General features: G+C 62.9%; 14 protein-coding genes. 6 read left to right on the top strand and 8 right to left on the bottom strand.

The genetic code is table 11. The features are described from left to right. Nucleotides 1-9: 9 nt before the first annotated feature. From I41_RS22735 to I41_RS22725, 3 genes are read left to right on the top strand one after another with little or no spacing between them, the layout of a single operon-like run. Nucleotides 10-1,782, top strand: coding sequence for a DUF4962 domain-containing protein (locus I41_RS22735; protein WP_145435230.1), 1,773 nt, complete (start codon nt 10-12; stop codon nt 1,780-1,782). 53 nt (nt 1,783-1,835) lie between these two features. Continuing rightward, nucleotides 1,836-3,224, top strand: a complete 1,389-nt coding sequence (locus tag I41_RS22730) for an aminotransferase class III-fold pyridoxal phosphate-dependent enzyme (protein WP_210421038.1) — start codon at nt 1,836-1,838, stop codon at nt 3,222-3,224. 21 nt (nt 3,225-3,245) lie between these two features. Then, entirely contained in the window at nt 3,246-4,850 is a 1,605-nt protein-coding gene (locus I41_RS22725; RefSeq protein WP_145435229.1) for an MFS transporter, read from the top strand. 47 nt (nt 4,851-4,897) lie between these two features. On the opposite strand, the gene I41_RS22720 is transcribed toward I41_RS22725, so the two are convergent. Together I41_RS22720 and I41_RS22715 are read right to left on the bottom strand one after the other, a co-directional pair. Then, a complete protein-coding gene (locus I41_RS22720; RefSeq protein WP_145435228.1) occupies nt 4,898-6,316 on the bottom strand; it encodes a DUF1501 domain-containing protein in 1,419 nt (472 codons plus the stop codon). A 28-nt stretch (nt 6,317-6,344) separates the two neighbouring features. Beyond that, a complete protein-coding gene (locus I41_RS22715) occupies nt 6,345-8,759 on the bottom strand; it encodes a PSD1 and planctomycete cytochrome C domain-containing protein (RefSeq protein ID WP_168207099.1) in 2,415 nt (804 codons plus the stop codon). A 355-nt stretch (nt 8,760-9,114) separates the two neighbouring features. On the opposite strand from I41_RS22715, the gene I41_RS22710 reads away from it, so the two are divergent. The 3 genes from I41_RS22710 to I41_RS22700 all read left to right on the top strand — a co-directional run bounded on the left by I41_RS22710 (nt 9,115) and on the right by I41_RS22700 (nt 10,826). Continuing rightward, nucleotides 9,115-9,483 carry a hypothetical protein gene (locus tag I41_RS22710; RefSeq protein ID WP_145435226.1) on the top strand — a complete coding sequence of 123 codons (369 nt, stop codon included), beginning with the start codon at nt 9,115-9,117 and terminating at the stop codon, nt 9,481-9,483. Between the two features lie 9 nt (nt 9,484-9,492). Next, nucleotides 9,493-9,753, top strand: a complete 261-nt coding sequence (locus I41_RS22705; protein ID WP_145435225.1) for a hypothetical protein — start codon at nt 9,493-9,495, stop codon at nt 9,751-9,753. A 113-nt stretch (nt 9,754-9,866) separates the two neighbouring features. Then, complete coding sequence (locus tag I41_RS22700; RefSeq protein WP_145435224.1) at nt 9,867-10,826, top strand: YihY/virulence factor BrkB family protein; 960 nt, start codon at nt 9,867-9,869, stop codon at nt 10,824-10,826. Between the two features lie 818 nt (nt 10,827-11,644). On the opposite strand, the gene I41_RS22695 is transcribed toward I41_RS22700, so the two are convergent. The 6 genes from I41_RS22695 to I41_RS22670 form a co-directional block, all read right to left on the bottom strand. Further along, complete coding sequence (locus I41_RS22695) at nt 11,645-12,307, bottom strand: carbonic anhydrase (RefSeq protein WP_145435223.1); 663 nt, start codon at nt 12,305-12,307, stop codon at nt 11,645-11,647. Between the two features lie 223 nt (nt 12,308-12,530). Beyond that, nucleotides 12,531-12,872 (bottom strand): hypothetical protein, encoded by a 342-nt coding sequence (locus I41_RS22690; protein WP_145435222.1) that lies wholly within the window; start codon nt 12,870-12,872, stop codon nt 12,531-12,533. A gap of 423 nt (nt 12,873-13,295) precedes the next feature. Beyond that, nucleotides 13,296-15,344: a SulP family inorganic anion transporter gene (locus tag I41_RS22685; RefSeq protein WP_145435221.1), complete on the bottom strand. Its 2,049-nt coding sequence runs from the start codon at nt 15,342-15,344 to the stop codon at nt 13,296-13,298. A 19-nt stretch (nt 15,345-15,363) separates the two neighbouring features. Next, complete coding sequence (locus tag I41_RS22680; protein WP_145435220.1) at nt 15,364-16,947, bottom strand: proton-conducting transporter transmembrane domain-containing protein; 1,584 nt, start codon at nt 16,945-16,947, stop codon at nt 15,364-15,366. Further along, a complete protein-coding gene (locus I41_RS22675) occupies nt 16,944-18,332 on the bottom strand; it encodes a proton-conducting transporter transmembrane domain-containing protein (RefSeq protein WP_145435219.1) in 1,389 nt (462 codons plus the stop codon). Before I41_RS22675 ends, I41_RS22680 begins: the two co-directional genes overlap by 4 nt. After that, a complete protein-coding gene (locus I41_RS22670) occupies nt 18,329-21,481 on the bottom strand; it encodes a DUF2309 domain-containing protein (RefSeq protein WP_145435218.1) in 3,153 nt (1,050 codons plus the stop codon). Before I41_RS22670 ends, I41_RS22675 begins: the two co-directional genes overlap by 4 nt. Between the last annotated feature and the right edge of the window lie 105 nt (nt 21,482-21,586).

Here is a 21,586-nt window from a genome sequence, read left to right as displayed (position 1 = left end):
CATTGATCCATGATCCGACATCGCGTGCTTATCGTCGTCGTCGCTTGCAGCGTTGCCTGGACTTTCGCCACACTCTCCGCCGCATCAATGGGCGCTGAGGCGCCCCCCGCGACTGACGGGCGCTTCGAGCATCCGCGATTGTACTTCTCGTCGGATGACGCCGCCGCCGTTGCGCACAGGCGCCAGGCAGCTGGGGGCGGCGCGATTTGGCAGAACTTGCTGGCGTCCGCCGATTGGTGCCGCGAGCAACCCCCGCGAACCGAGTGGATACCGACCCTCGCCGAAGATCCGCAGTACGAGAATCTCTACGATCGCTTCTACGCGGCGATGCACGACGCCGCCATCGTCGAGACGCTTGCGTTTGCCAGCGCCCTCCATTTTGAGGACGACGATCCGTACTTTGCCGCGGCAAAATCTCAGCTGCTCGCGGCCGCCGACGTCTGGCGACATGAGTCTGAGAATCCGCCCGACGCCGGGAAGGCCTACGCGGTGCTTCGAGTCGTCAAAAGCATCGCCGTTGGTTACGACCTCTTGTACGATCGCCTATCCGAATCAGAGCGAGCGCAAGTTCGCGATTCCATCGTCCCCGTCTTGCGTGCGTACTTTCAATTCTTCCAAGATCCGAGCGTCGCGGGAGCGGGATACAACAAGCATCATGGCAGCGTCGACGCAGCGCCGTTGGGCGTCGCTGCGCTAGCGTTGTTAGGAGATGTCCCGGAAGCTGACGCGTGGCTGCAGATGGCCACGGAAAAGCACACCGGTTACCTCTTAACCGAAGCGCTCACGCCCAGTGGAACGAATGATCAATCGTCGAACTTCTGGGCTTCGACGCTGATGTATCGCATTCAGTTCATGGATGCGCTGCGTCGGGTGACTGGTCGAGACTTGTTTGCAGAGTTTCCACGTTCGCTGCCGGGACAAATGGCCCTCGCTGCAGTAGCTGGCCCACATCCCGCCCGTTTCGACGCCAATGAGCCGAATCGTTCGGTGCTGTTTGGTCCGAACTACGGACAACTCAATTACTGGTCTCCCGTGCTTGTCTTTTTGGCCCGAGAACAACGGCGGCCGATCTACCAATACCTGGCCGCTTGGGACGAGACGCTCGGCACAGTGCAACGAACGCGGTTCGTCACGCCGACGCGCAAGGAAGAGTTGTTGTTCGGATACGGGCCCTACGCATTCCTCTGGTACGACCCGGACATCCCCGCTGAGGTCGAACCCGACCTGCCGCGAGCGTTCCTATTTCCCGAACCAGCCGTCAACGAAGCCTATCTCCGCGAGTCATTCGAACCCGGTGCGATTGCGGTGGCGATGCTCAAGGGAAGCCTCGTCGTCCATGCCGGCGGGCGCGCAACGTTCGTCGACCTGACGTCAGCCAGCGACGTCAACAAGCCGCCGGAACCGGTTGAAGAGCTACTCGTCAGCGACGACGGTCGCCGCGCTGCCATTCGTTGCGTGGGGCCAAAGGCCCAAGACGTGAGCGAGCAATGGGTTGAGCTCCATCGCCCCGGCGTCCTGAAGGTCGAGCGTCACACGTCCAATCCCGTTCGCTGGTGGCAAATGGACCAGCCGAGGCAAGAAGCCAATTCCTTTGTCTGGCCGGATGGCGTGCGGCTTCAAGTCGAAGTCGGCGAGATTGCACAAGTCGACGTCCATGGCTACGTTGAGTCCCCCGTCCACTTTGGGGGGATGAAGTTTGCCGACCCGTGTCCCCACGAATATCAAACGGTTGAAGTTAAGCCGATCGATGGCGTGGTCAAGCTGTTCATTCGCCGGCCATAGCGCCAGTTCGAGCGTCGACGCCTCTCCTCCACAATTGCGCAGGAAGTAGCATTTTGGCCACTGTCACGCCGCACGCCCAGCATCGATTCATCGTCGACCCGACGGAACCTCGCAGCGACGTGCAGCGCCGCGCCTTGGAATCACTTGAGCCTCGTTCGCAACGCACGTACACGCCGAGCGGAGCCGTCATCGCCAGGAGCTCGGGCTCATTTCACTACACGCCCGAGGGACGGAAACTAGCCGACTTCACTTCCGGCGTGCTGGTGGCGAACCTTGGCCATCATCCGAGCCGTTGGTGGAGTCGCGTCAATCGCTACATGGGATTGAGCTTTGAGCCTGCCAACGACCGTTACCTGACGGCAACGCCGCTCACGGCGTACAACGCGCTCACGGAGGTTGAAGCCGAAGCGTCGCGTCGACTGATTGCCAATCTCCGCTCACAGGCCGGCGGCGGTCGGCTCGAGCAGATTCTGTGGGCGGCCAGCGGCAGCGAGGCCGTGCATAAGGGGCTCAAAGCGGCCCTCGCCCACCGCCCAGGCGCCGACATGATCCTCGCGACGCGCCATGGGTTTCATGGAAAGAAAGGTCTAGCCGGGGCCGTCACTGGAACGGAAGCCGATGACGATCGCGACCCCCGCGTGCAATTCATCGCCTTTCCGCTGGAAGAATGCTTCTCGGTTCATCGCCGCCGCGAACCAATTGACTTGACCCCGTATCGAGAGGATCTGTCGTCGATTTACGCAAGGCATGGTCAGCGCATCTGCGCGCTCGTCACCGAACCTTATCTGGGAGGGGGCGGTTCCTATCATCCGCAAGTCGAGTATTTGCAGATGCTGCAACGCTTTTGCAGGCAGCACGATATCCTGTTTGTTCTCGACGAGGTGCAGTCGAACTTTGGCCGAACGGGGTCCATGTACGCGTACACGACCTACGGCATCGAACCCGATCTTGTCGTCCTGGGCAAGGGGATGGCCAACGGCATGCCGGTTGACGCCGTCGCCGGACGTCGCGACGTCCTTGAAGCACTTCGTTACGGCGAAGCAAGCGACACCTGGAGCGCCCATCCGCTAGGGTGCGCGGCTGTTCTGGCAACGCTTGACGAGTTCGAAGCCGGCGGCGTCATGGACCATGCCCTGCAGTTGTCCTTGGTTATCGAGTCGGGATTGCTGCGGCTTGCTCAGTTAGACGCAATTCGGGCCGTGCGCGGCGAAGGCACGGTGTGGGGCGTCCATTGCGCGCCGCTGGGAGACAGATCCGCCGAGGAAATCGCTGCGGAAGTTGTCAAACGTTGTTACCTGGGCGACCGGCAGGGTCGCGCAATTCACCTCCTGGGTCCGTTGGCGGGCTGCGTCATTCGCGTCGCGCCGCCGTTGACGATGGAACTTGAAGATGCCCTCGAATACCTCGACGCCATGTACGACATCGTCGCTGAACTCAGCTAGCGACAGAAACACGGAGATGCCATGAGCCTTAGTGCGACGGTCAGCGAAAAAGGCAAGTGGATGGCCCTGCTGGCTGCGCTGCTTGGCTGGATGTTCGACGGCTTCGAGATTGGAATGTTCCCGCTGGTGGGACCAAATGCCCTCAAGGAGCTGCTTACCGACGAACTGGCGACGAACTCCACGGCAAAGGACCAATGGTTCGGCGTCATCATGGCCACGTTCCTCATCGGCGCCGCGACGGGAGGGGTCGTTTTCGGCTGGCTCGGCGATCGCATCGGGCGCGTCCGTGCGATGTCGCTCAGCATTCTCACCTACGCCATCTTCACCGGGCTCTGTGGCTTGGCGACGCAAGCATGGCATATCGCGGCCTTGCGTTTCATCGCCTCGCTCGGCATGGGCGGAGAATGGTCGCTCGGCGTCGCGCTGGTCACCGAAATATGGCCTAATCGTTCACGCGCGTTCCTCGCGGGACTGATCGGTGCGGCGGCCAACGTGGGCTTTCTCGCCGTCGGCCTCCTCAGCCTCGTCCTGGTGAATTTCATCCAAGGCTTCGGCGAGTTTCTCAGCGCGATTGGCATCCCCGAAACTACCGTCGAAACCCTGCTCCGCGGCGACGGCTGGCGCTTGCTGATGATCGCCGGCGCGCTGCCGGCGCTGTTGGTCTTCTTCATTCGGCTCTTCGTCCCCGAATCGCAAAAGTGGGAAGCGGCCAACAGCGACCAGGAGACCTCGTATTGGGCGACGCAGGACCTGTTGGGCGTCGTCGTCGGAGCGATTGGCGCCTCGGCAATGGTAGCGCTCTGGTCGCCCGCCTTCGATCAATTGACGTCTTCCTACTCGATCGACTCGCCCGCATTGTCCTGGCTTCGTGCCGCGCGATTGCTGGGCACGGCCGTTGGTTTCGCGGTGGCTCTGCTCGGCTATATGTATCCCGTCTTTCGCTATCTCGGCAGAGCTACGGCCGCCGGTCACCTCACTGCGGCCGACCGCAGCCGCTACTTGAAGCGGATGATGCTCGGCGCCTGCCTCGCCGGCATTCCGCTGCTGGGAACGTGGGGCTCGTTCCAATGGGCTCCCAAGTGGGCGATCTCGCTGGCGTCCCTCCTTCCTGCCGCCGACGGTCCGTATCACGCCAAAGAGTACACGCAAATCGCTTCGTCACTTGGTGCAATCATCGGCACGATACTCGCCGCACTGGCGGGCGGGGCGATTGGTCGCCGTCCGACCTATGTGATTCTCTGCATCGGCTCGTTCCTGTCGCTCGTCTACATGTATTTGGCAAACGATGCCTACGGTCCCAAACTGCTCGCTTCGGTCTTTGTGGCCGGGGGCGTCACTGCCGCGTTTTACGGTTGGTTTCCGCTCTATCTACCAGAACTTTTTCCGACGAGCATCCGCGCCACCAGCCAGGGCTTCGCCTACAACTTTGGCCGCGTTTTGTCCGCCGTTGGTTCCCTGCAAACGGCCGTGCTGATCGCCTACTTCGCGCGGGGCATTGCTGATTCGAGTCGCATCGAGGTCGAGGCTTTTCCCCGCGCCGGGGCGGCGCTGGCCGGCATCTATTTGTTCGGCGTGGCCCTGATCTGGCTGGGGCCGGAAACGAAGGGAAAACCGCTGCCCGATTGAATCGCTCGACTTTCCAGCGAGTCGCCCCAACCAAGTTGTTCAGTCGTTCACGCCAGCACTTCGCGCACCACGCGCCCGTGCACGTCGGTCAGGCGGCGATTAGCGCCATTGTTGCGAACGGTAAGTCGTTCGTGGTCGATGCCCAGCAGGTGCAACACCGTCGCGTGGAAGTCGTAGGTCGTCGTCACGTCATTCGCCGCTTTCCAACTCCACGGATCGCTTTCGCCGTAGGCGACGCCTGGTTTCACGCCGGCGCCGCACATCCAGCCGGCGAAGACGCCGCCATTGTGGTCGCGGCCAGCGCCCCCCTGCGAGAAGGGCATCCGCCCGAATTCGGTGTTCCATAGCACGAGCGTATCGTCAAGCAAGCCGCGCTGTTTAAGGTCGACGAGCAGCCCTGCGACCGGCTGGTCCGTGGCGGCGCACATCGGCGGCAGTTCCGTTTCGATGTTGGCGTGGTTGTCCCAGTTGTTCGTCGGGCCGCCCGCGCCGCTCCATACTTGCACGAAGCGGACGCCGCGCTCAATCATCCGCCGAGCGACCAGACACCGTCGGCCGAAGTCGCGCGTGACGTCGTGATCAAGTCCATAGCGCGCATGCATCCCCGCCGATTCCCGGCTGAGGTCAAACACTTCCGGCGCACTCAATTGCATCTTCGCCGCCAATTCGTAAGCGGCGATGCGCGCCTCGAGTCTGTCGTCGCCGCCCACCGATTCCACGTGTCGCTGGTTCAACTGTTTCAGTAGTTCCAGGCCGTCCCGCTCGGCTTGCGGAGTGGCGAATGTCGCGCTCGCCGGAGGAGCCAGATGGGCCATCGGTTCGGCGGCCGCCATGTTCACCGTCGTCCCTTGGTGTTGCACCGGCAGGAAACCGGCGCTGAAGTTCCCTTTCTGGTTGTACGGCAGGCCGCGCGCGTCGGGCAGCACGACGAACGTCGGCAAGTTATCGGCAAGCGTTCCTAATGCGTAACTCACCCACGAACCCAACGCAGGAAACCCTGGCAGCAGAAACCCCGTGTTCATCAGGTAGCTGCCGGGGCCATGGACGTTGGTGCGGCTCTGCATCGCCATGAAGAACGCCAGATCGTCGACGCACTTGGCCAGTTGTGGCAGCAGGTCGCTCACCCAGCGTCCCGACTGCCCACGCTGCCGCAATCGAACGGGCGGCTTCAACACGTTGCCGGGAGCGCTTGTGGCGGCTTCAACGCGGATGCCGGCGCCGGGATCGAACGCCTGACCGTGCAACTTCTGCAACAGCGGCTTGTGATCGAAGAGATCGACCTGACTTGCTCCGCCGTTCATAAACAGTTGAATGACGCGTCGTACGCGCGCCGGATGGTGCCGGCCGCCGTAGAGTCCTAACGTCGTCGGCGTCGTCGCGGAATCCCCGTGCGCCAGCAAATCGGCGAGGGCGACCGCGCCGAAACCGCCCCCGAGAGACTGTAGAAATTCGCGGCGAGTGGTCATGACACCGTCATTTCAAGTTGAATCACGTTCAGTCGACGAAGACGAACTCATTGGCGTTCAGTAGGAGTCGACATGCGTTGGCCATGCCATGCTCTTCGGCGTACTCAGTCAAGCTCCGGCGTTCGTCTGCGGCGGCACGGCCCAGCGTCAGTTCGACGGCGAGTTCGATCTGCTCAGCGGTCGTGCCGGCTTCGTTCGCCAGGCGCATTGCCAGAAGTTCCGCCTGCCGCAAGACGAAGGCGTTGTTCCACAGCGCCAGCGCCTGCTGCACCGTCACTGAATTGCCTCGCACAGGCGTGATCTGATCGCCCGACGGGCAATCGAGCGCATCTTGGAACGGGTCGGGAAGCGTGCGGAACAGGAACCGATAAACGCTGCGGCGTCGTGCGGCGTCGCTGTCCACGTCGAAATCTCGGTAATCGATGATGGGAGTCACGTGGTGGCCTGGAGTGAGCGCGAACTGTCGATCGGACGGGCCCCCCATGCGCAAGTCGAGTCGACCGGTCGAGGCAAGGATCGCGTCGTGGACGCACTCGGCGTCAAGTCGGGTGCGATTCATCCGCCAGAGAAGCCGATTGCCGACGTCGGCAGAAGCTGCGTGCGTCGCGACCGTCGAATCGATGGCGGCGATCCGCGAAGTCTGGCGGTACGTTTCGCTGGTCACGATCAAGCGATGGAGGTCCTTGAGCGATTGATTGCCGTCCCGAAATTCGGCGGCGAGCCAATCCAGTAGCTCTGGGTGCGACGGCGCGGCGCCCATGTGGCCGAAGTCGTTGAGCGTCGTGACGATCCCCGCCCCAACGTGGTGATGCCACACTCGATTGACGATCGAACGCCAAGTGAGCGGATTGCGCGCGTCGGTCAGCCACAACGCCAGGGCGGCGCGCCGCGCGGACTCGTCGCTTCCCTCAGGAACGTCAAACTGTGAACGAAGCGCGGCGATGCAACTGAGTGCGCCAGGCGGAACGAGCTGCAACGGCTTTCCGATTTCGCCCCGCTGCAGCAAGTGAATCGGTCGCGGGCCGGGGGGCGGCTTCAACCCGCCGTCTGGCTCGAACTGGCTGGCGGCGGCGTACGTTAACAGCGGCGCCGGCAATGCCGCCAACTCGCACGTTGTCTGCTCGAGAGCCTCGCGGCGATGCGCTTCTGAGTCGCTCAATCGCTCCTCGTCGGTGCCATTCTCCAGGGCATGCTTCCGCGCGAGCAATTCGCGCCGCTTGCGCCCAACCTCCGTAGAGACGTCGACCGTACGGTTCGCGCGGTCAACGCCGGCGAACACCGCCTGCAGCTGATAGTACTCCTGCTGAGAGATGGGGTCGAACTTATGATCGTGGCAGCGGGCGCACTGTACGGTCAGGCTGACGACGTTGTTCATGACGGTCGAGAGCATGTCGTCCCGATCGAGATAGCGGGCGATTTGCCGGTCGACCGTATCGTCCTGAATGTCGCGGAGCGAGCTCTCGTCCCAGGGGCCCGCGGCGAGAAAGCCCAGCGCGATGGTCGCCTGCGGATCGTCAGGAAACAGCGCGTCTCCGGCAACTTGCTCTTGGATGAACTGCCGGAACGATTTGTCGGCGTTGAACGACTCAATCAGGTAGTCGCGGTAGCGCCACGCATGCTCGCGAATTCGGTCCTGGTCGTGTCCGTGCGTCTCGGCAAAATGAGCCGCGTCCATCCAATGCCTTGCCCAGCGCTCGCCATAGCGCGGCGACGCCAGCAGTCGGTCGACCAGCCGTTCATACGCGAGCGGATCGTCGTCTGCAACAAAGGCGTCGATCTCCTCGGGCGTCGGCGGCAAGCCGATCAGGTCGAACGAGAGTCTGCGGATCAGGACCCGACGATCGGCGCGCGGCGCTTGGACCAAGCCGTTGTCGTGCAGTTTCGCGACGACGAACTGATCAATCGGATTGGCGACGCGCGCGGGTCCGCTCTCAGACGGCCGAACTTCCGGGGCCGCGGGTCGGGCGAGCGGCTGCCAGGCCCACCATTCGGCTTTATCGACTGCCTGGCCGGCAACCGCGTCGGGCCACTGGGCGCCTTGATCGATCCAGGCGCGGATCGTCTCGATTTCCGCGGGAGAAAGCGGCGGCCCCTCGGGCGGCATTTCCAACTCGCCGCCCGCGGAGATGAACTCAACGAGGCGACTGGCGGAGGCGTCGCCGGGGATTATGTTGGGCGCGTAAAGCTCGCCGCCGCGGAGGGCCCCGTCGCGAACGTCAAGACGATAGCCGCTCCGCTGCTTCTCGGGGCCGTGGCAGCGGGAGCAGGCGCGTATGAAGATGGGCTGCACATCGGCGACGAAGTCGACCGCCTCCGTGGGGGCGGGAGCATCAGTCGTATCGGCCGCGCAGCAAACCATTGCCGGCCAACAAGTCGCCGCGCCGAAGGCCGCGGCGAACGCGAAAACCAATGCGGCGACGGGGTTTTCAAAGCGGTGCGGCATGTCGTTCAGAGAAGGCGTCGAAGCGGGACGTCGAAGCGAGACGGGCATTGGCCCGGGTGAAAAACGAGGTCGCGCAACGCCGCCTCATTCTAGCAGCGAACGCTCCCGGCGGCCGTTGCGAAAGTTCACCAAACCGGTACGATCGTTCCCGCCAGCACGATCATTTCCCAGGCAATACGACGGTTAGCGCGGCCGCTCTAACCAGCCCGTGGAGGCTCGCTGGATGTGGGGATACACGTCGTTTTCGCCCTTAGCGACCCAAAGCGGTCGAATTGTGACCTAGACTTACTATTATTCCCGGCGGAACTTCGCACCTAACCGAGATCTGTGACGCCGCACCCGTAGGCTGCTAGCGATGGTTGAGGATTCAGTCATCGACGAAGACGATGTCTACGCATCGGCGGCCGTCTGCGAGTTGGACGACGCGATCGAGCGTTGCGGCAGTTGCAGCACGCCCGTGTTGTTGCGTCGTCCGAACCCTTCCTCGCCGGCGAGCGCCTGGCTCTGTCGGCGCTGCGGATCGGTCTTCTTTGCCCGGCCGCAAGAGCAGGACGGGAAGCTGGTTCGCGGGGTGGCCAAGCCGATATCCTATCATGACGTGATGAAGGAGCTGAACTTCCACCTCGCTTCGGCTGCCCAGACGGTGAGCCGCCGGGATACGATTCGACTGGTGGAGTGCTTCGCCAATCGCAAGTTCATGGGCACCGACACCCGCAGCCAGTAGCGCCACACCGTGGCAGCGCCGGTGACGGTCGTGCCGTTGAGCGGCGACTTCCGCATCGCCGCTCCGGCGGAGCGCGTGCTGACGCTGAATGTTTCGGGCGGCGGGGCGGCGCTGTTTCACACGCGGCGAATTCCGCAACCTTATCTGGCGATCGATTTCACCTACGCGGGCGTTAATCTGCTGCCCGTACTGTTGCAGACCACGCGCGTCCGCCAGGTGGGCAATTCGTTCGAGATCGCCGGGCGCTTCGTCTGCCGCATTGTGCCGTAAACGCCAAGGGCGCCGGTTCTTCGCGAGACTTTCGCCCTTCGTCGCTGACTCTCGCGGCACGACGTTTGCCTCAGCAATGCCTGGTCATTCTCTACGGCCTCAGGCGGTTTGCTATGGCATCGACGATTTTCCTCTCACGGCCGTTACGCCAGCTTCCGCGGGTGCTGCGCGGGGCGTTCTTCGAGTGGAACGAAGACAAAGTCCCGCGCATGGCGGCGGCGATCGCCTTTTATGCCGTGTTCTCCCTGACGCCGATCGTGGTCATTGCGTTCAAAGTCGCCGAGCGGAGCTTTGGGACCGAAGTAGCGCTGCGCGAGATCCTGGCTCAGGCCGCGTTCCTGGTGGGAAACGACGGCGCGGCGGCGATCGAAACGCTGATCGCCAATGCCCAGCCGCGGGCCGCGACGCCGCTGGCGACCGGACTCGGCGTGGCCACGATGATCTTCGCCGCAACGGGCGTCTTCACCGAACTGAAGGACTCGCTCAACACGATTTGGGAAGTTCAACCGAAGCCGGGCCTAGGGATCGTGCAAATGATCATCGATCGGTTCTTCGCCTTCGCGATGGTGCTGGTCATTTGGTTCTTGATGCTGATCTCGCTGGTGACCAGTGCCGTCACGACGGCTGCCGTGCGGTCGGCGTCGTCGTACGTCGTCGGCGTGCAGTTTCTGGAGTCGCTCCTTTCCTTGGGATTGATTACCGTCTTGTTTGCGTTGATTTACCGGGTGCTGCCCGACGTGCGCGTCGCGTGGCGGCATGTGTGGCTGGGCGCGTTCGTCACGGCGGGGCTGTTCGTCATTGGCAAGTCGCTGTTTGGGCTTTATCTGGGGCACAGCTCGCTCGGTTCCAGTTACGGCGCCGCCGGGTCGCTAGTCATCGTCATTCTGTGGGTTTACTACTCGTGTCTGATCCTCCTCTTCGGGGCCGAGATGACGCAGGTGCAAGCGCGAATCGAGCACGCTCCGCTGGAGCCGAACAAGCAGGCGGTGCATGTGACCGAGCATGCCCGCGTGCAGCAGGGGATTCCGCGGACGGCCGATGTCGAGGAAGCGGTGCGAGCGGAGGAGAAGTGACGCCCGCGGGTGAAGTGAATTATATCGCGTGGGGAATTTTGACGCCGATCGACGTCTGGGCGACAGAATGGCGATGGGGTGGCGGAAGGCGTTGGCGGGGAAAGAGTTGGGCGTGTCGCGAAGCAACGCGCTCCGCGTTGCGTCGCGGCTAACACGGGATGGCGTCTGGGGAATTTTGTCGCCGCCTGACTTCTGTCGCGAAACGCGTTTTTTGGCGACACAAATCGTAAGTTCTCTGCTATACGGCAGTTGGGGTTGTCGCCAGATTGTCGAGCGACAGTGAAGGGGCGGCAGGAGTGTCGTGGGTGTCGATGCAGAGGCTGCGGCGGAAGGGCGCGCACAGTTGCCGGCGGCATTGCAGCGATCGGCTTTTTGACTGCGCAGCATGAGAGGTCCCGGCTTAAAGCGTGGCACGCGGGCACGCGATCGATAGATGCACTGGTGTTCACGTTAGCGGCTTGGGTGGCCAATTTCAACACAATTGTCATAAGAAGACAGAAGGAGTCCGTGGGCGGCTCTGGTTGGCGTGCTTGCCTACCAGCGCGACGGAGCCGCGGGAGGCATTTTTGCGAGGCGGGCCAACTCTTGATGATGACGCTAGCGGCTGCGCCGCCCTGATGCCGGAGAGCGGCAACTGGCTCTACGGATCTGCATCGCACACGCGGCTTTCGGCTGTTCTCCGATTAGTGGAAGGACAGGCCGGGTCGCCGGGTCTTGGCTGAGGGCGCGTTGCGATCATCGGTTCATCGATGGTGAGTTGCGATATTTATGGGCCGTCGTCTTCACGCCTACGGTGAGTACATCGCAGAAGTCGCCGATCAAATCACCCGCAAGTGGGGCATCACCGGATGGGGTTCAAACCCTTCGCCGACCGACTCAAACTGGCCGTGCTGTGGATTGAAGGCGAACACTTGGCCAGTCTCGAACTTGTAGACCCAGCCGTGGAGCCGCAGTTCTTTGCGGCCCATCGCCGCCAAGACGCTGGGGTGGGTCCGCAAGTTCTCGAGCTGGACCAGGACGTTTTCTTCGACTGTGGCGGTGAGCCGCGCCTGTGGTTCGGTGATGTGGCCGTAGTTCTCGCGGATAATGCGGGAGGTGGCCTCGGCGTGGCCCAGCCAGCTGCGCACGGACGGCAAGTCGGCGACCTGCTGCGGTTCCAACAAGGCGCCCATGGCTCCGCAGTGCGAGTGGCCGCAGATGATCACATCTTGCACGCCGAGGACGGAGACGGCGTATTCAATCGTGGCCGCCTCGCCACTATTGCTAATGGCGTAAGTCGGGACGATGTTGCCGGCGTTGCGGAGAATGAAGAGCTCGCCCGGCTCGGTTTGGGTGATCATGTTCGGATCGATGCGCGAATCCGAACAAGTGATGAACAGCGCCAGCGGGCTTTGCCCCTCGACGAGCCGCTTGAAAAAGCGTTCGTGGCTGGCGAAGACGTCTTGCTGAAAACGATGAACGCCGTCGACTAGTTTTTGCATGGCAGGAGATTCCGAATCATTGATCGGTGGATGGCGCAACCAGGCGATCGGCTGCAGCATGATCGTCGAAGCGAAACGCCGGAATCGACGGATGGCGCGAGACTCGCTCGCGCTCGATTAGGCAATCGCAATTCGACGGGGGATAGAAAATCGCTGGCAAATGCCGCTGAGTGCGTCGAGCGACCTCGCGGTGCATAAGGAGTTGCGCCGTAGGCGACGTCCCCTAGCAACGCAGCGGAATCGCCAAACCCGCCGAGAGATGAGGAGTCGCGCCAATGTAGGGAGCCGCCAAGGCCGGTGACCAAGGGACATGGGCTAAAACAGCCCCGCACTTCACCGGCGGACGGAGCGCGGCGTGACGGAGGCCGCGTCGCAGGTCGGCGATGGAAGTCGAGGCCGCGGTCGCCTCCTCCGGGACTTCCGATTCAACTTCCGATGGCGCCAGCGCGGTGCTGGGAATCGAACCGCACGCCACCAGAGCGAATGCTAGCAGCAGCGATTGCAGCGCGCACCGACTCCACCATTGGCTGGCGTCGTAAGCGGCGGTGAGCAACGTGCGATTCATGGCGCGAGAGTCGGGCGGAGGCCCAAGATACTGCCTGCCAAACCCATCGGCGGCCGCAGTTACTTCTAGTTCGCGGCTAAGGAAAAGTCAACGCGGCCCGGGGGCACGAGGGTCTCTGGGGCGACATTGTCAACATCGGCACTGGACACCTCGGACGCCAGAAAGAAACAGCGAACTAAGGGCCTAGCAGGCCTTCGGCGCCCGGTCGACTTTGCAGGAGAAGAACCTCTGCTTTGCGGGAGGCGTCTACGACTCAGATGACGGATTGCAGGCCGTAGCTTCTGCGAAGCGGATCGCGGCATCGGCGACGCCCCGCACAGTTTGCGAAGCGGCTTTTCTTAATTTCGTCGGCTTGGTCTCGCCGGCGAACTTGAAGTTGGCAATAGGTCGTTCGTCGGAATGACTCGCGCCGGCGACTGGCCGCTAAACCACTTCGTGTCCTTCCTCGATTTCCGGCAGTTCCATCGGCTGCCTTCGGAGGCTTCCTTGCAGCGTTTCCCATTCGATCACAAGGCGCCCGCCAGCGGCTTCGTGCTGCTCTACCCACCTGGAGAGAAGATCGAGGCAGGCGTGGTCGACGTAGGTCAGATGATCGAGATCGACGTGGAGTTCCGCGTCGCTGGGGATCCTCTCCAGCGCCGCCGCCAACTTCGGTAAGCGAACGAACGTGGCGGCGCCCGTCAAGTTCAGCATATAGCGGTTTTGGCGTCGGTCGTGCGTTAAGCGTACAATAAGGTGAGAAAATTTGTAGAGCAACTTTCCCGCCGCGAGGGCGATGCCGACGATAACGCCGCTGAGCAGGTCGGTCGCGACAATCGTGATTAGCGTGGCCGCGTAGATGGCGACTTCGCCCCAACCGAACTCCAGCAACGCTTTTATTTCGCGGATATTGACCAGTTTATAGCCGGTGTAGACAAGCACGGCGGCGAGGCTTGCGGTAGGTATCATCTGTAGCAACCCAGCCAGGGAGACGACGAATACGAGCAGCCAGACTCCGTGTAGAATCGACGAAAGCCGCGTTTTGCCCCCTGCCTGAACGTTTGCTGAGCTACGCACGATGACGCCAGTCATGGGCAATGCGCCGAGGAGTCCGCAGACCGCGTTGCCGACGCCTTGCGCGGCCAGTTCACGATCGTAGTTGGTGCGATTCCCCTTTTGCATTTGGTCGACGGCGGTGGCGCAGAGGAGCGTTTCGGCGCTAGCGACGATGGCGATCAGTAAGCCGTTTTGGGCCAACTGGATCCAGGGGGCGTTTCGCAGCAATTCCCACGTCGGCAAGCGGACTTCGTCAATCAGGCTCTCCGGGATCTCGACGTAGAGCACGGGGAGTGCGAAGCAGGCAGCCAGCGCCGTCGCCACGACGATGGCGACTAATGGCGCCGGCACGAGGCGAAGTTTCGTCGGCACGAACTTAAGCCACAGCAACAGAACGGCAATCGTGATGATGCCCAGCCACGCTGCCAGCGACGGGTTCTTCAGCCGCGAGCAAGCGAGGCCAATCGTCGCGACGGCTTCCCCCTGCGCCTTCACGGCGTCAACCGCTATCCCTGAGCGAAGCGCCGCTTCGGCGCGGCGACTGCCGTCTAATGCTTCCGTTAGGGCCTCTTTTTCGAGGGCGAGATCGACGGCGCCCTTGGATTCCATCTCTACGTTCGTCAGTTCGCTGCTAATGCGGTCAAGCTCCAAGGAAATCTGCGCCTGCGATGCCGCCAAGTCGTGCAATCTCGGCTCGATCACTTCGTTGAGCGACGGCGTCGTCCCTATTGGATCGACGTAGGGAACTAGCTTGACGATTTGATTGCGCAGGGCGGCTTGGTCACGTTGCAGATTAGACAACTCCCGCATTGCACTGCGACGAAAATCGTTCTCGGGCTCGCTCGCGAATTGCGGCACGCTAATGATCTTTTGGATTGCGGCCGGAATCGCGGCGAGATTCTCCAAGCCAGTGCCGCGCGGCTTGTCGTCGACCATGACGTGGAACTGGCTGGCGAAGATCAGCACGCCGATGCCGGCAAGCATGCCGTGAACTACCGCGGGTGAGATGGCGCGAAACCATGGTCCCAATCGCAGCGCACCCGCCGTGATCTGAAGAATGCCGGCAATGATGACCGTGAGGCCCAGGAGTTCTAGCCCCAAGCGCTGGATGATTTCGTAAACGATTACCGTGAGCCCGGCGGCGGGGCCGCTCACCTGGAGCGGACAGCCCGCGAGCGATCCCGCCAAAATGCCTCCGACGATGCCGGTGATCAGCCCCGCCGCGACCGGCGCTCCCGAGGCCAACGCCACCCCCATGCAGAGCGGCAACGCCACGAAAAACACGACGATCGAAGCGCGCAAGTCGTGCGTCCAAGAACGCTCGGACTGACCTGGAGCGGAACCGTTGGTGCGGTTCGCGGCAACGGGGGCGGATAACTTCTTGAACCCGTCGAGATCGCCCTGCGTGACCTCGCCCTTTCGAACCGCGTCAGACATAAACGGACATGCTCCAGAATTAAACGTTTGGCAATCGGAACGTCGTATGCTCGGCAGACGGATCGCCGTCGAGCGGAGTCGCTCCAGCGGGTTGGGGTTCAGATTGGGCGTCGACCTCGATCGCCGGGTCGATCAGTTCCAGCTCGGGTTCGCGCTGGGCGGTTTCGTCGAACCAAACCGGCCGCTCGCGCGCTTCGAACTCCTCGGCCTGCCCGGCGAGCGTGCGGCGAATTTTGATCAGTTCCATTGCCGCGTGGTAGCGCGACGCCAGGCCCGGCTGCGGGAACAGGCCGCCGCCGAGAATCAACAGGGCGAGGACCAGTACCGCCAGCCGTTCGGGCAGGCGGCTGCGGAGTGAAATGAGCGCCGAGAACCGTTGCCCGGTAAAGACGCGGAAGTAGGCCTGCAGGATCGCCACGCCGTTGAGCGCCGCGGCCAGCGCCACGGCGAGCCCCACGAAGGGATAAATGTCGACGGCGCTTTCGAACAGCAGTTCCGAACCAACGAAGCCAATCGTGCCCGGGAAGCCGATGCTCGCCAGCCCGGTGAGGAGGAAGAACGCGGCGAGCGTCGGCGTATGCTCGTACAGACCGTGGAACTGATCGAGCGAAATCGTACCGACGCGGGCTTCGACCGACCGTAGGACCAGGCCAAAGCCTGTGAGCGACAGCCCGACGGAGATCCAGAGGCAAAGCGCGCCGGTAAGGCCGAGCGGCGTGGCCATCTCGAGTCCCACGAGCACGAGCGAGGAATGGCTAAGCAGCAGATAGCAGAAGAACCGCCGGGCGTCGCGTTGCACCAGCGCCATGCCGGCCGCGTAGACCGCCGTGAACAGCGAGATGAACGCCAAGCTGCGCAGCGCCCAGTCGGGGGCGATCGGCATCAGCAGCCGCACGGCGGCGTAGACGCCGACCATCGGCGTGACGAACAGCAGGGCGGTGCCGAACGAGGCCCGTTCGAAGAGATCGGTCATCCAGCAGTGAAGGGGCACGATCCCGCTGCGGAGCAAGACGGCTCCGACCAGCATCGCCAGGGCGATCGTCGACGGCGGCTTCCCGGCCGGCGTGTGCTCGACCATCCACCAGCCGACCACCAGCATCACCACGAAAAGCGCCATGTGGATGCTGAAGACCCGCGTCGAACCGCGGCGGGCGCGGATTTCCCACAGCGGCGGCAACACGCCGATTGTCAACAGGGTGATAATTCCCCAGGGGACATTGCAACTGAGCGTGGCGAGCAGGATCGCCTCGCTCACCAGCATCATCGAGAAGGAGAACCGCCGCACCTTGGTCCGCAACGTCGCTAGCGCCGTCACGAAGTAGAGCAGGGCGGCCATCGGCAGCAGCGGGGCGTTGATATCGTCAATGACGAACGGATCGAACCCGATGCAAGTTTGACAGAGCGACCAACGATCGTGAGCAATCACGGCGTGGATGTAACCGAGGTCGATCCAGGCGCAGAGCACCAGCATCAACGTCAGGCTGCAGACGGCTAAGCTGCGGCGTTGCCCTGTTTCGGGATCGATGGCGCGCGACACCCACAGCGCGCCGAGCAGCGGCGCCGCGATCGCCAGTTCGAGCCAGGGAAGATGTAGTTCGTTCATTGCAACTCGTCGGCGACGTCGCCGCCATGTTTCATGTCGTCGGCCACGGCGGGCGCCCCGGCGAGAAAATCGGTCCAGCGCCGTTCCATCCGGTCGCACCAGCGAAAGCAGCGGAGCACAGGACGAACGATAAAGTCGCCAAGCACGATGTCGAGGAAGCCGCGCTCCAGCGCCATCCGATACGCCCGCGAACGGATTCTTTCAGAAACGTTGCGTTGCCAGAATTCGTTGTCGTTCGCTAGGTGGCCGCCGATGGCGTTCTCCATGGCGTGGTAGTCGTGCAGCAGCGAGGGGGCGCGCAGCAACTGCAGGGTTCTGAGGCAGGCGTGTCCGATGATGTGGACCAGCGCGAGGTAGCGGAAGCCGAGGCCGATTTCCGCCACGATGATCCCGACTTGCGTGAGCGAGGCGAACGCCAGCGCACTCTTGACGTCGGACTGCACGCGCGTCGCCAGCGCGGCAAAAACGGAGGTCGAGAGGCCGAGGGTGACGACCGCGGCGCAGAGCAGCGTCGAGGCCTCGAGCAGGGGGCTGACGCGCAGCAGTAGGAACGCTCCCAAGTGAACCGACAGCGCTCCGTAAAACACGGCGCTCGACGGGGTCGGGCCTTCCATGGCGCGCGGGAGCCAACCGGAGAACGGGATCAGTGCGCTCTTTCCCGCCGCGGCAGTCAGCAGCAGCAAACCCACAAACAACGCCTGGTTGGGCGTCAGCTGAGCGACGCCGGCGGGCCATTCGCCATTGCCCATCAGGGCGACGAAGTCGCCGGCGCCCGTCAGATGATGGAGCGCCACGACGGCCACCAAAAACGCCGCATCGGCGACGCGATAGACCGTCCAGACCCGCAGGCCGTTCCACACCGGCGCCTTGCGCTCATGAAAAAACGCGACCAACAGCGCCGACGATAGACCGACAAGTTCCCAGCCGGTGAACAGCGTCTCGATCGTCGCGGCCAGCGACGTCACCACCATGCCGAGCAGGAACAGGGCATAGCAAATGAAGAACCGGCGATAGCCTTCGTCGCGGTGGAGGTACTTCGTCGTGAAGGCTCCGGTCGTACCGCACAAGACAAACGTCAGGATGACGAACGGCACGCTGAGCCGATCGAAGACGAACTTGAACGTGAAGTGGTAATGCTCGTGCGGCAGATCTAAAAACTTCCCGAGCGAAAGTTCCACCTGCCGTTCGCCGGTGCCGAGCATCAAGGCCAGAATGGCGATGGCCGACATCAGCCCGATCACCACCATTGCTTCGGTGGCGCGACTGATGGCCCGTTCGCTCATCGGCCGGTGGAACATCGACGGCAGGCCTAGCATGGCCAGTAGCAGCAACGGGCAGGCAACCACCAAGGTCCCTAAGATCGAAAAGGTCTGGTCGATGGTCATTGTCGGTCTCCCGGAATGGACCGCGCCGCCAGCTGCCCTGCGGACCCTTCGCCGCCGGTGATCTCGGCGCACCCGAGATTGTCGCGCCACCCGCGATACCAATCGACGCTCGTCGGCGCCTTCGGGAGCGGATCGACGCCGGGACGGTACGGGACGAATCCCGTGGGAGTGAAGATATGGACCTCGCCGCTGTCGGGCGTGACGGTGGCCAATTGCACCCACTCGTTTTTGCAGAGCTGAGCGATGTAAGGATTGGCCTTCATCACTCGTTCCATCGACTCCGGCGGGGCCTCAATGATGAAGAGGATCCGCATCGGTTCGTGAATCTCGATTTTCTGCTGCGACAGGCCTGGTCGCAGGTCGCTCGCCGCGCCTTCCATGACGCCCAGCAGCGAGGTGATGTTGTGGGGCAGCTTCGAGCCGCAGCCGAGCCCGTTGGTGTCGACGGTCGAGAAGTAGTACTGCAGGCTGATGCCCGCGCAGACCGGAATCGCCGCTTGCAGGATTCGAATCAGAATCGTGGAATTCTCGTCGTCCTGCGTCGGATCGTAGGAGGCAAGCAGCGATCTCCGATCGAGGAACAGCCCGCGGGTCAGGTCGCGCCGGCCGACGATGCAAATGGCGTTGGTGGCGTGATCGTACTCCGGACGAGCTTGCGACAAATCTTCGGCCCGGCCTTCGACCTCGCGCAGCGCCGCCTCGGTCGTCAGGTCGAGCCTGACCAACTGGAAGCGCCGGCAGCGCTCGTGGGCGTTCCGCTGCCGCGCTTCGTGCATCGTGCGGCGCAAATGATTGAAGTCGTTCTCAAAGGTTGGCGGCATCCGATCGAGGTCAAAATATTCGACGTCGTCGGTGCACGTGTTGTGATAGCCCCCGAGAAAATAGGTGGTCGTCGGAATGTCGAGCCCTCGCTCCGCCAAAATCCGCCGTACCCGCGGGTCGTTCGCCATCTGTGCGAACGCGCGGGCGTTTGGCCCGCCGCGTCCGCCGCTGCAGGCGCCGCAGTTGTAGGCGCTTTCGTGTGGATTGTTGAGACTCGACGAGCCGTGCCCGCAGATCATCACCATCCGCGAGAAGTTAGCCGTCAGGCCGATATCGCGGAGCGAACGCTCAATAACGTCGGCCATTTCGGGGACTGAGTAGCCCACGTGGCCGCCATCGGGGCCCGGCTCTTGTTCGGTGCGCTCCAAGATCAGCTGCGTCATCGGGGGCGGATCGACGAAGCGGTCGAACACTTTGCGCAGTTCGGCCGTTGGTCGCGGAAACAGAATCCGCGTCACCAAGGGGACCGACGCCAGCGAGCCAAACAGAGCGGTCACGGCGCCCCCCAGCAGCGAGCGGCTGCCGCGATGGACGCGGTGGCTGGCGGCGCCAATCATCTTGCGCGTTTTGGCCCGCCGATCGCTGAGCTGCTGAAAGCTAAACGACGGGCGCTCCTCGACGTAATGTTTTGGCTTGATGATGACGGGGCACAACGGCTGCCAATGGGCGTGGGCCAAGCCGCGATAGTACATGGCGATGCCGAAGAAGCCGGCCAGCGCAAACGTCTCGCAGCGGGGCTCCGTTTCCTCAAGATGGCGGCGAAACGACTCTTCGCGGTCGTCGATGCAGGTAACGACCTGAAAGACGGGCGTCGTCGTCTTGCGCACGGACGCGGCCACTTGCGCCTCACCGCGGTGTCCGGCCACGGCGTCGAGAATATCGTTGCGGTAGCTGCGCTCGTACGCGGTCTGAAACAGTCGGCGTCGATCGAGCTCCGAGAACGCGTCGACCTCGTCGAGGACCTGCCGCCAATTCTCCGCCGGCAAATGGAACAAGTATTCAGGCTTCCAGCCGAGCGCCTGGGCCAGCTGAAACATCTTGAACGCCCGCTGCAGGCTCCCGTCCGTCGGCCGAGCGGTTCGCGCAAGCAGCGCCGACCGCAGCGACGCAATGGGACCGTGATAACCTAACTCTTCGCGGGCGACATTCTGCACGGCGATGCGCAACAACAGCAATCGAATCGCGAGGTATCCGAACAAGCTGCCTGGCGGAGCGCGCCAGACGGCCCACTCGATGTTCGTTTCGAGTTGCCAGATCATTCCCGCCCAGCCCCCCAAGAGGAGCAGCGAGCGCGTGATGAAATCGCGCCGCTCGTTGGCCTCGACCCCGAGCAGCCGGAGCGATTCCGCGATCGACTCGAGCGGCGAGATCTGTTGCGAGTCGAGCCGTGCGAGCTCCTGCTTCAACCCCTTCATCCAATGGGATGAAATGCCGCCAGGCTGCGCAAATAGCTCGATAAACGAGCGGTAATAGCCTTCGTCGCGGTGCGGCAGCCGCCACTGCGAGTATCCCTGATCGAGAAACGCCGAGGTAAAGCGGATTAGGACATCGTTGATCAGCTCATTGACGTCGACCCCAGTGGCGTCGAGGATCACGTCGCGATGGTGTTGCCGTTTTGGCTTGGCGTCCGCCTTGGGGCGACAATCCTGGACGCCGGCGCCGCAAATCTTCCACAACAGCTTGAGGGTAAACTCCTCCCACTGCTCGTCGGTCCACCGCTCCAGGCTCTCATTGCTGAATCCGGCGATCACGCTGCCAATCAGCGATTGCGCCTGTTCGGCGTCGGGCGACAGGCGCTCGTTGCGGCCCGGATGATATTCTCTCATCACCCACCGCCGCGTCTCCTCGACCAAGCGGGTTTGAGTCTCCGGCGGAACGTCGTTGCCGAACGTACGGAGGGCGTCGCTCTCGGCGACGATCCAACGGAGCTCGTCGGGCGGCGCTGTGCGCAGCGGGTGGATCAGCATGGCCAGCCGCAAATGGAAACGCGTCCCCAGCAGCCCGAACAGGTCGTCGGCGTTCTCGCCGAGGTCTTCCTCCAAGGCGGAGGTGAGGATATCGAGCTTGATCCGTCCGCGCGTCAGCTCCTGTCGATACTTGTCCTCCGGCCAATACGGCTGGCAATTGTACAAATCGACGGACGTTTCCAGCGCTTCGCGGAAGGGGAGCCCTTCCAACGCCCGCAGCGTGTTGTCGAAGACAAAGACGGTGATCGGCGCCTGCGCCGGGAGCAGGCCGGCCGCCTGCTGAATGGTCTGTTGCAGGAGGTCTAGATCGTCAGCCTTCGACGAAGTCGACGGGAGTGTTTCAGAAAGAGCGGCAGCCACGGCGGGACGACCTTCGGCGGAAGGAAAGTTGGCGGTGGGAGGAGGCCAACCGGCGGCGGAAGTCCGCGTTCGAGCCCTGCCTCAACGTCCAGAGTCGGCCCGACA

Origin of the sequence: Lacipirellula limnantheis, from assembly GCF_007746075.1 — a bacterium.
GTDB lineage: Bacteria > Planctomycetota > Planctomycetia > Pirellulales > Lacipirellulaceae > Lacipirellula > Lacipirellula limnantheis.
Note: the sequence above shows the minus strand (reverse complement) of the source record. Positions and strands in the feature narration are given on the sequence as shown.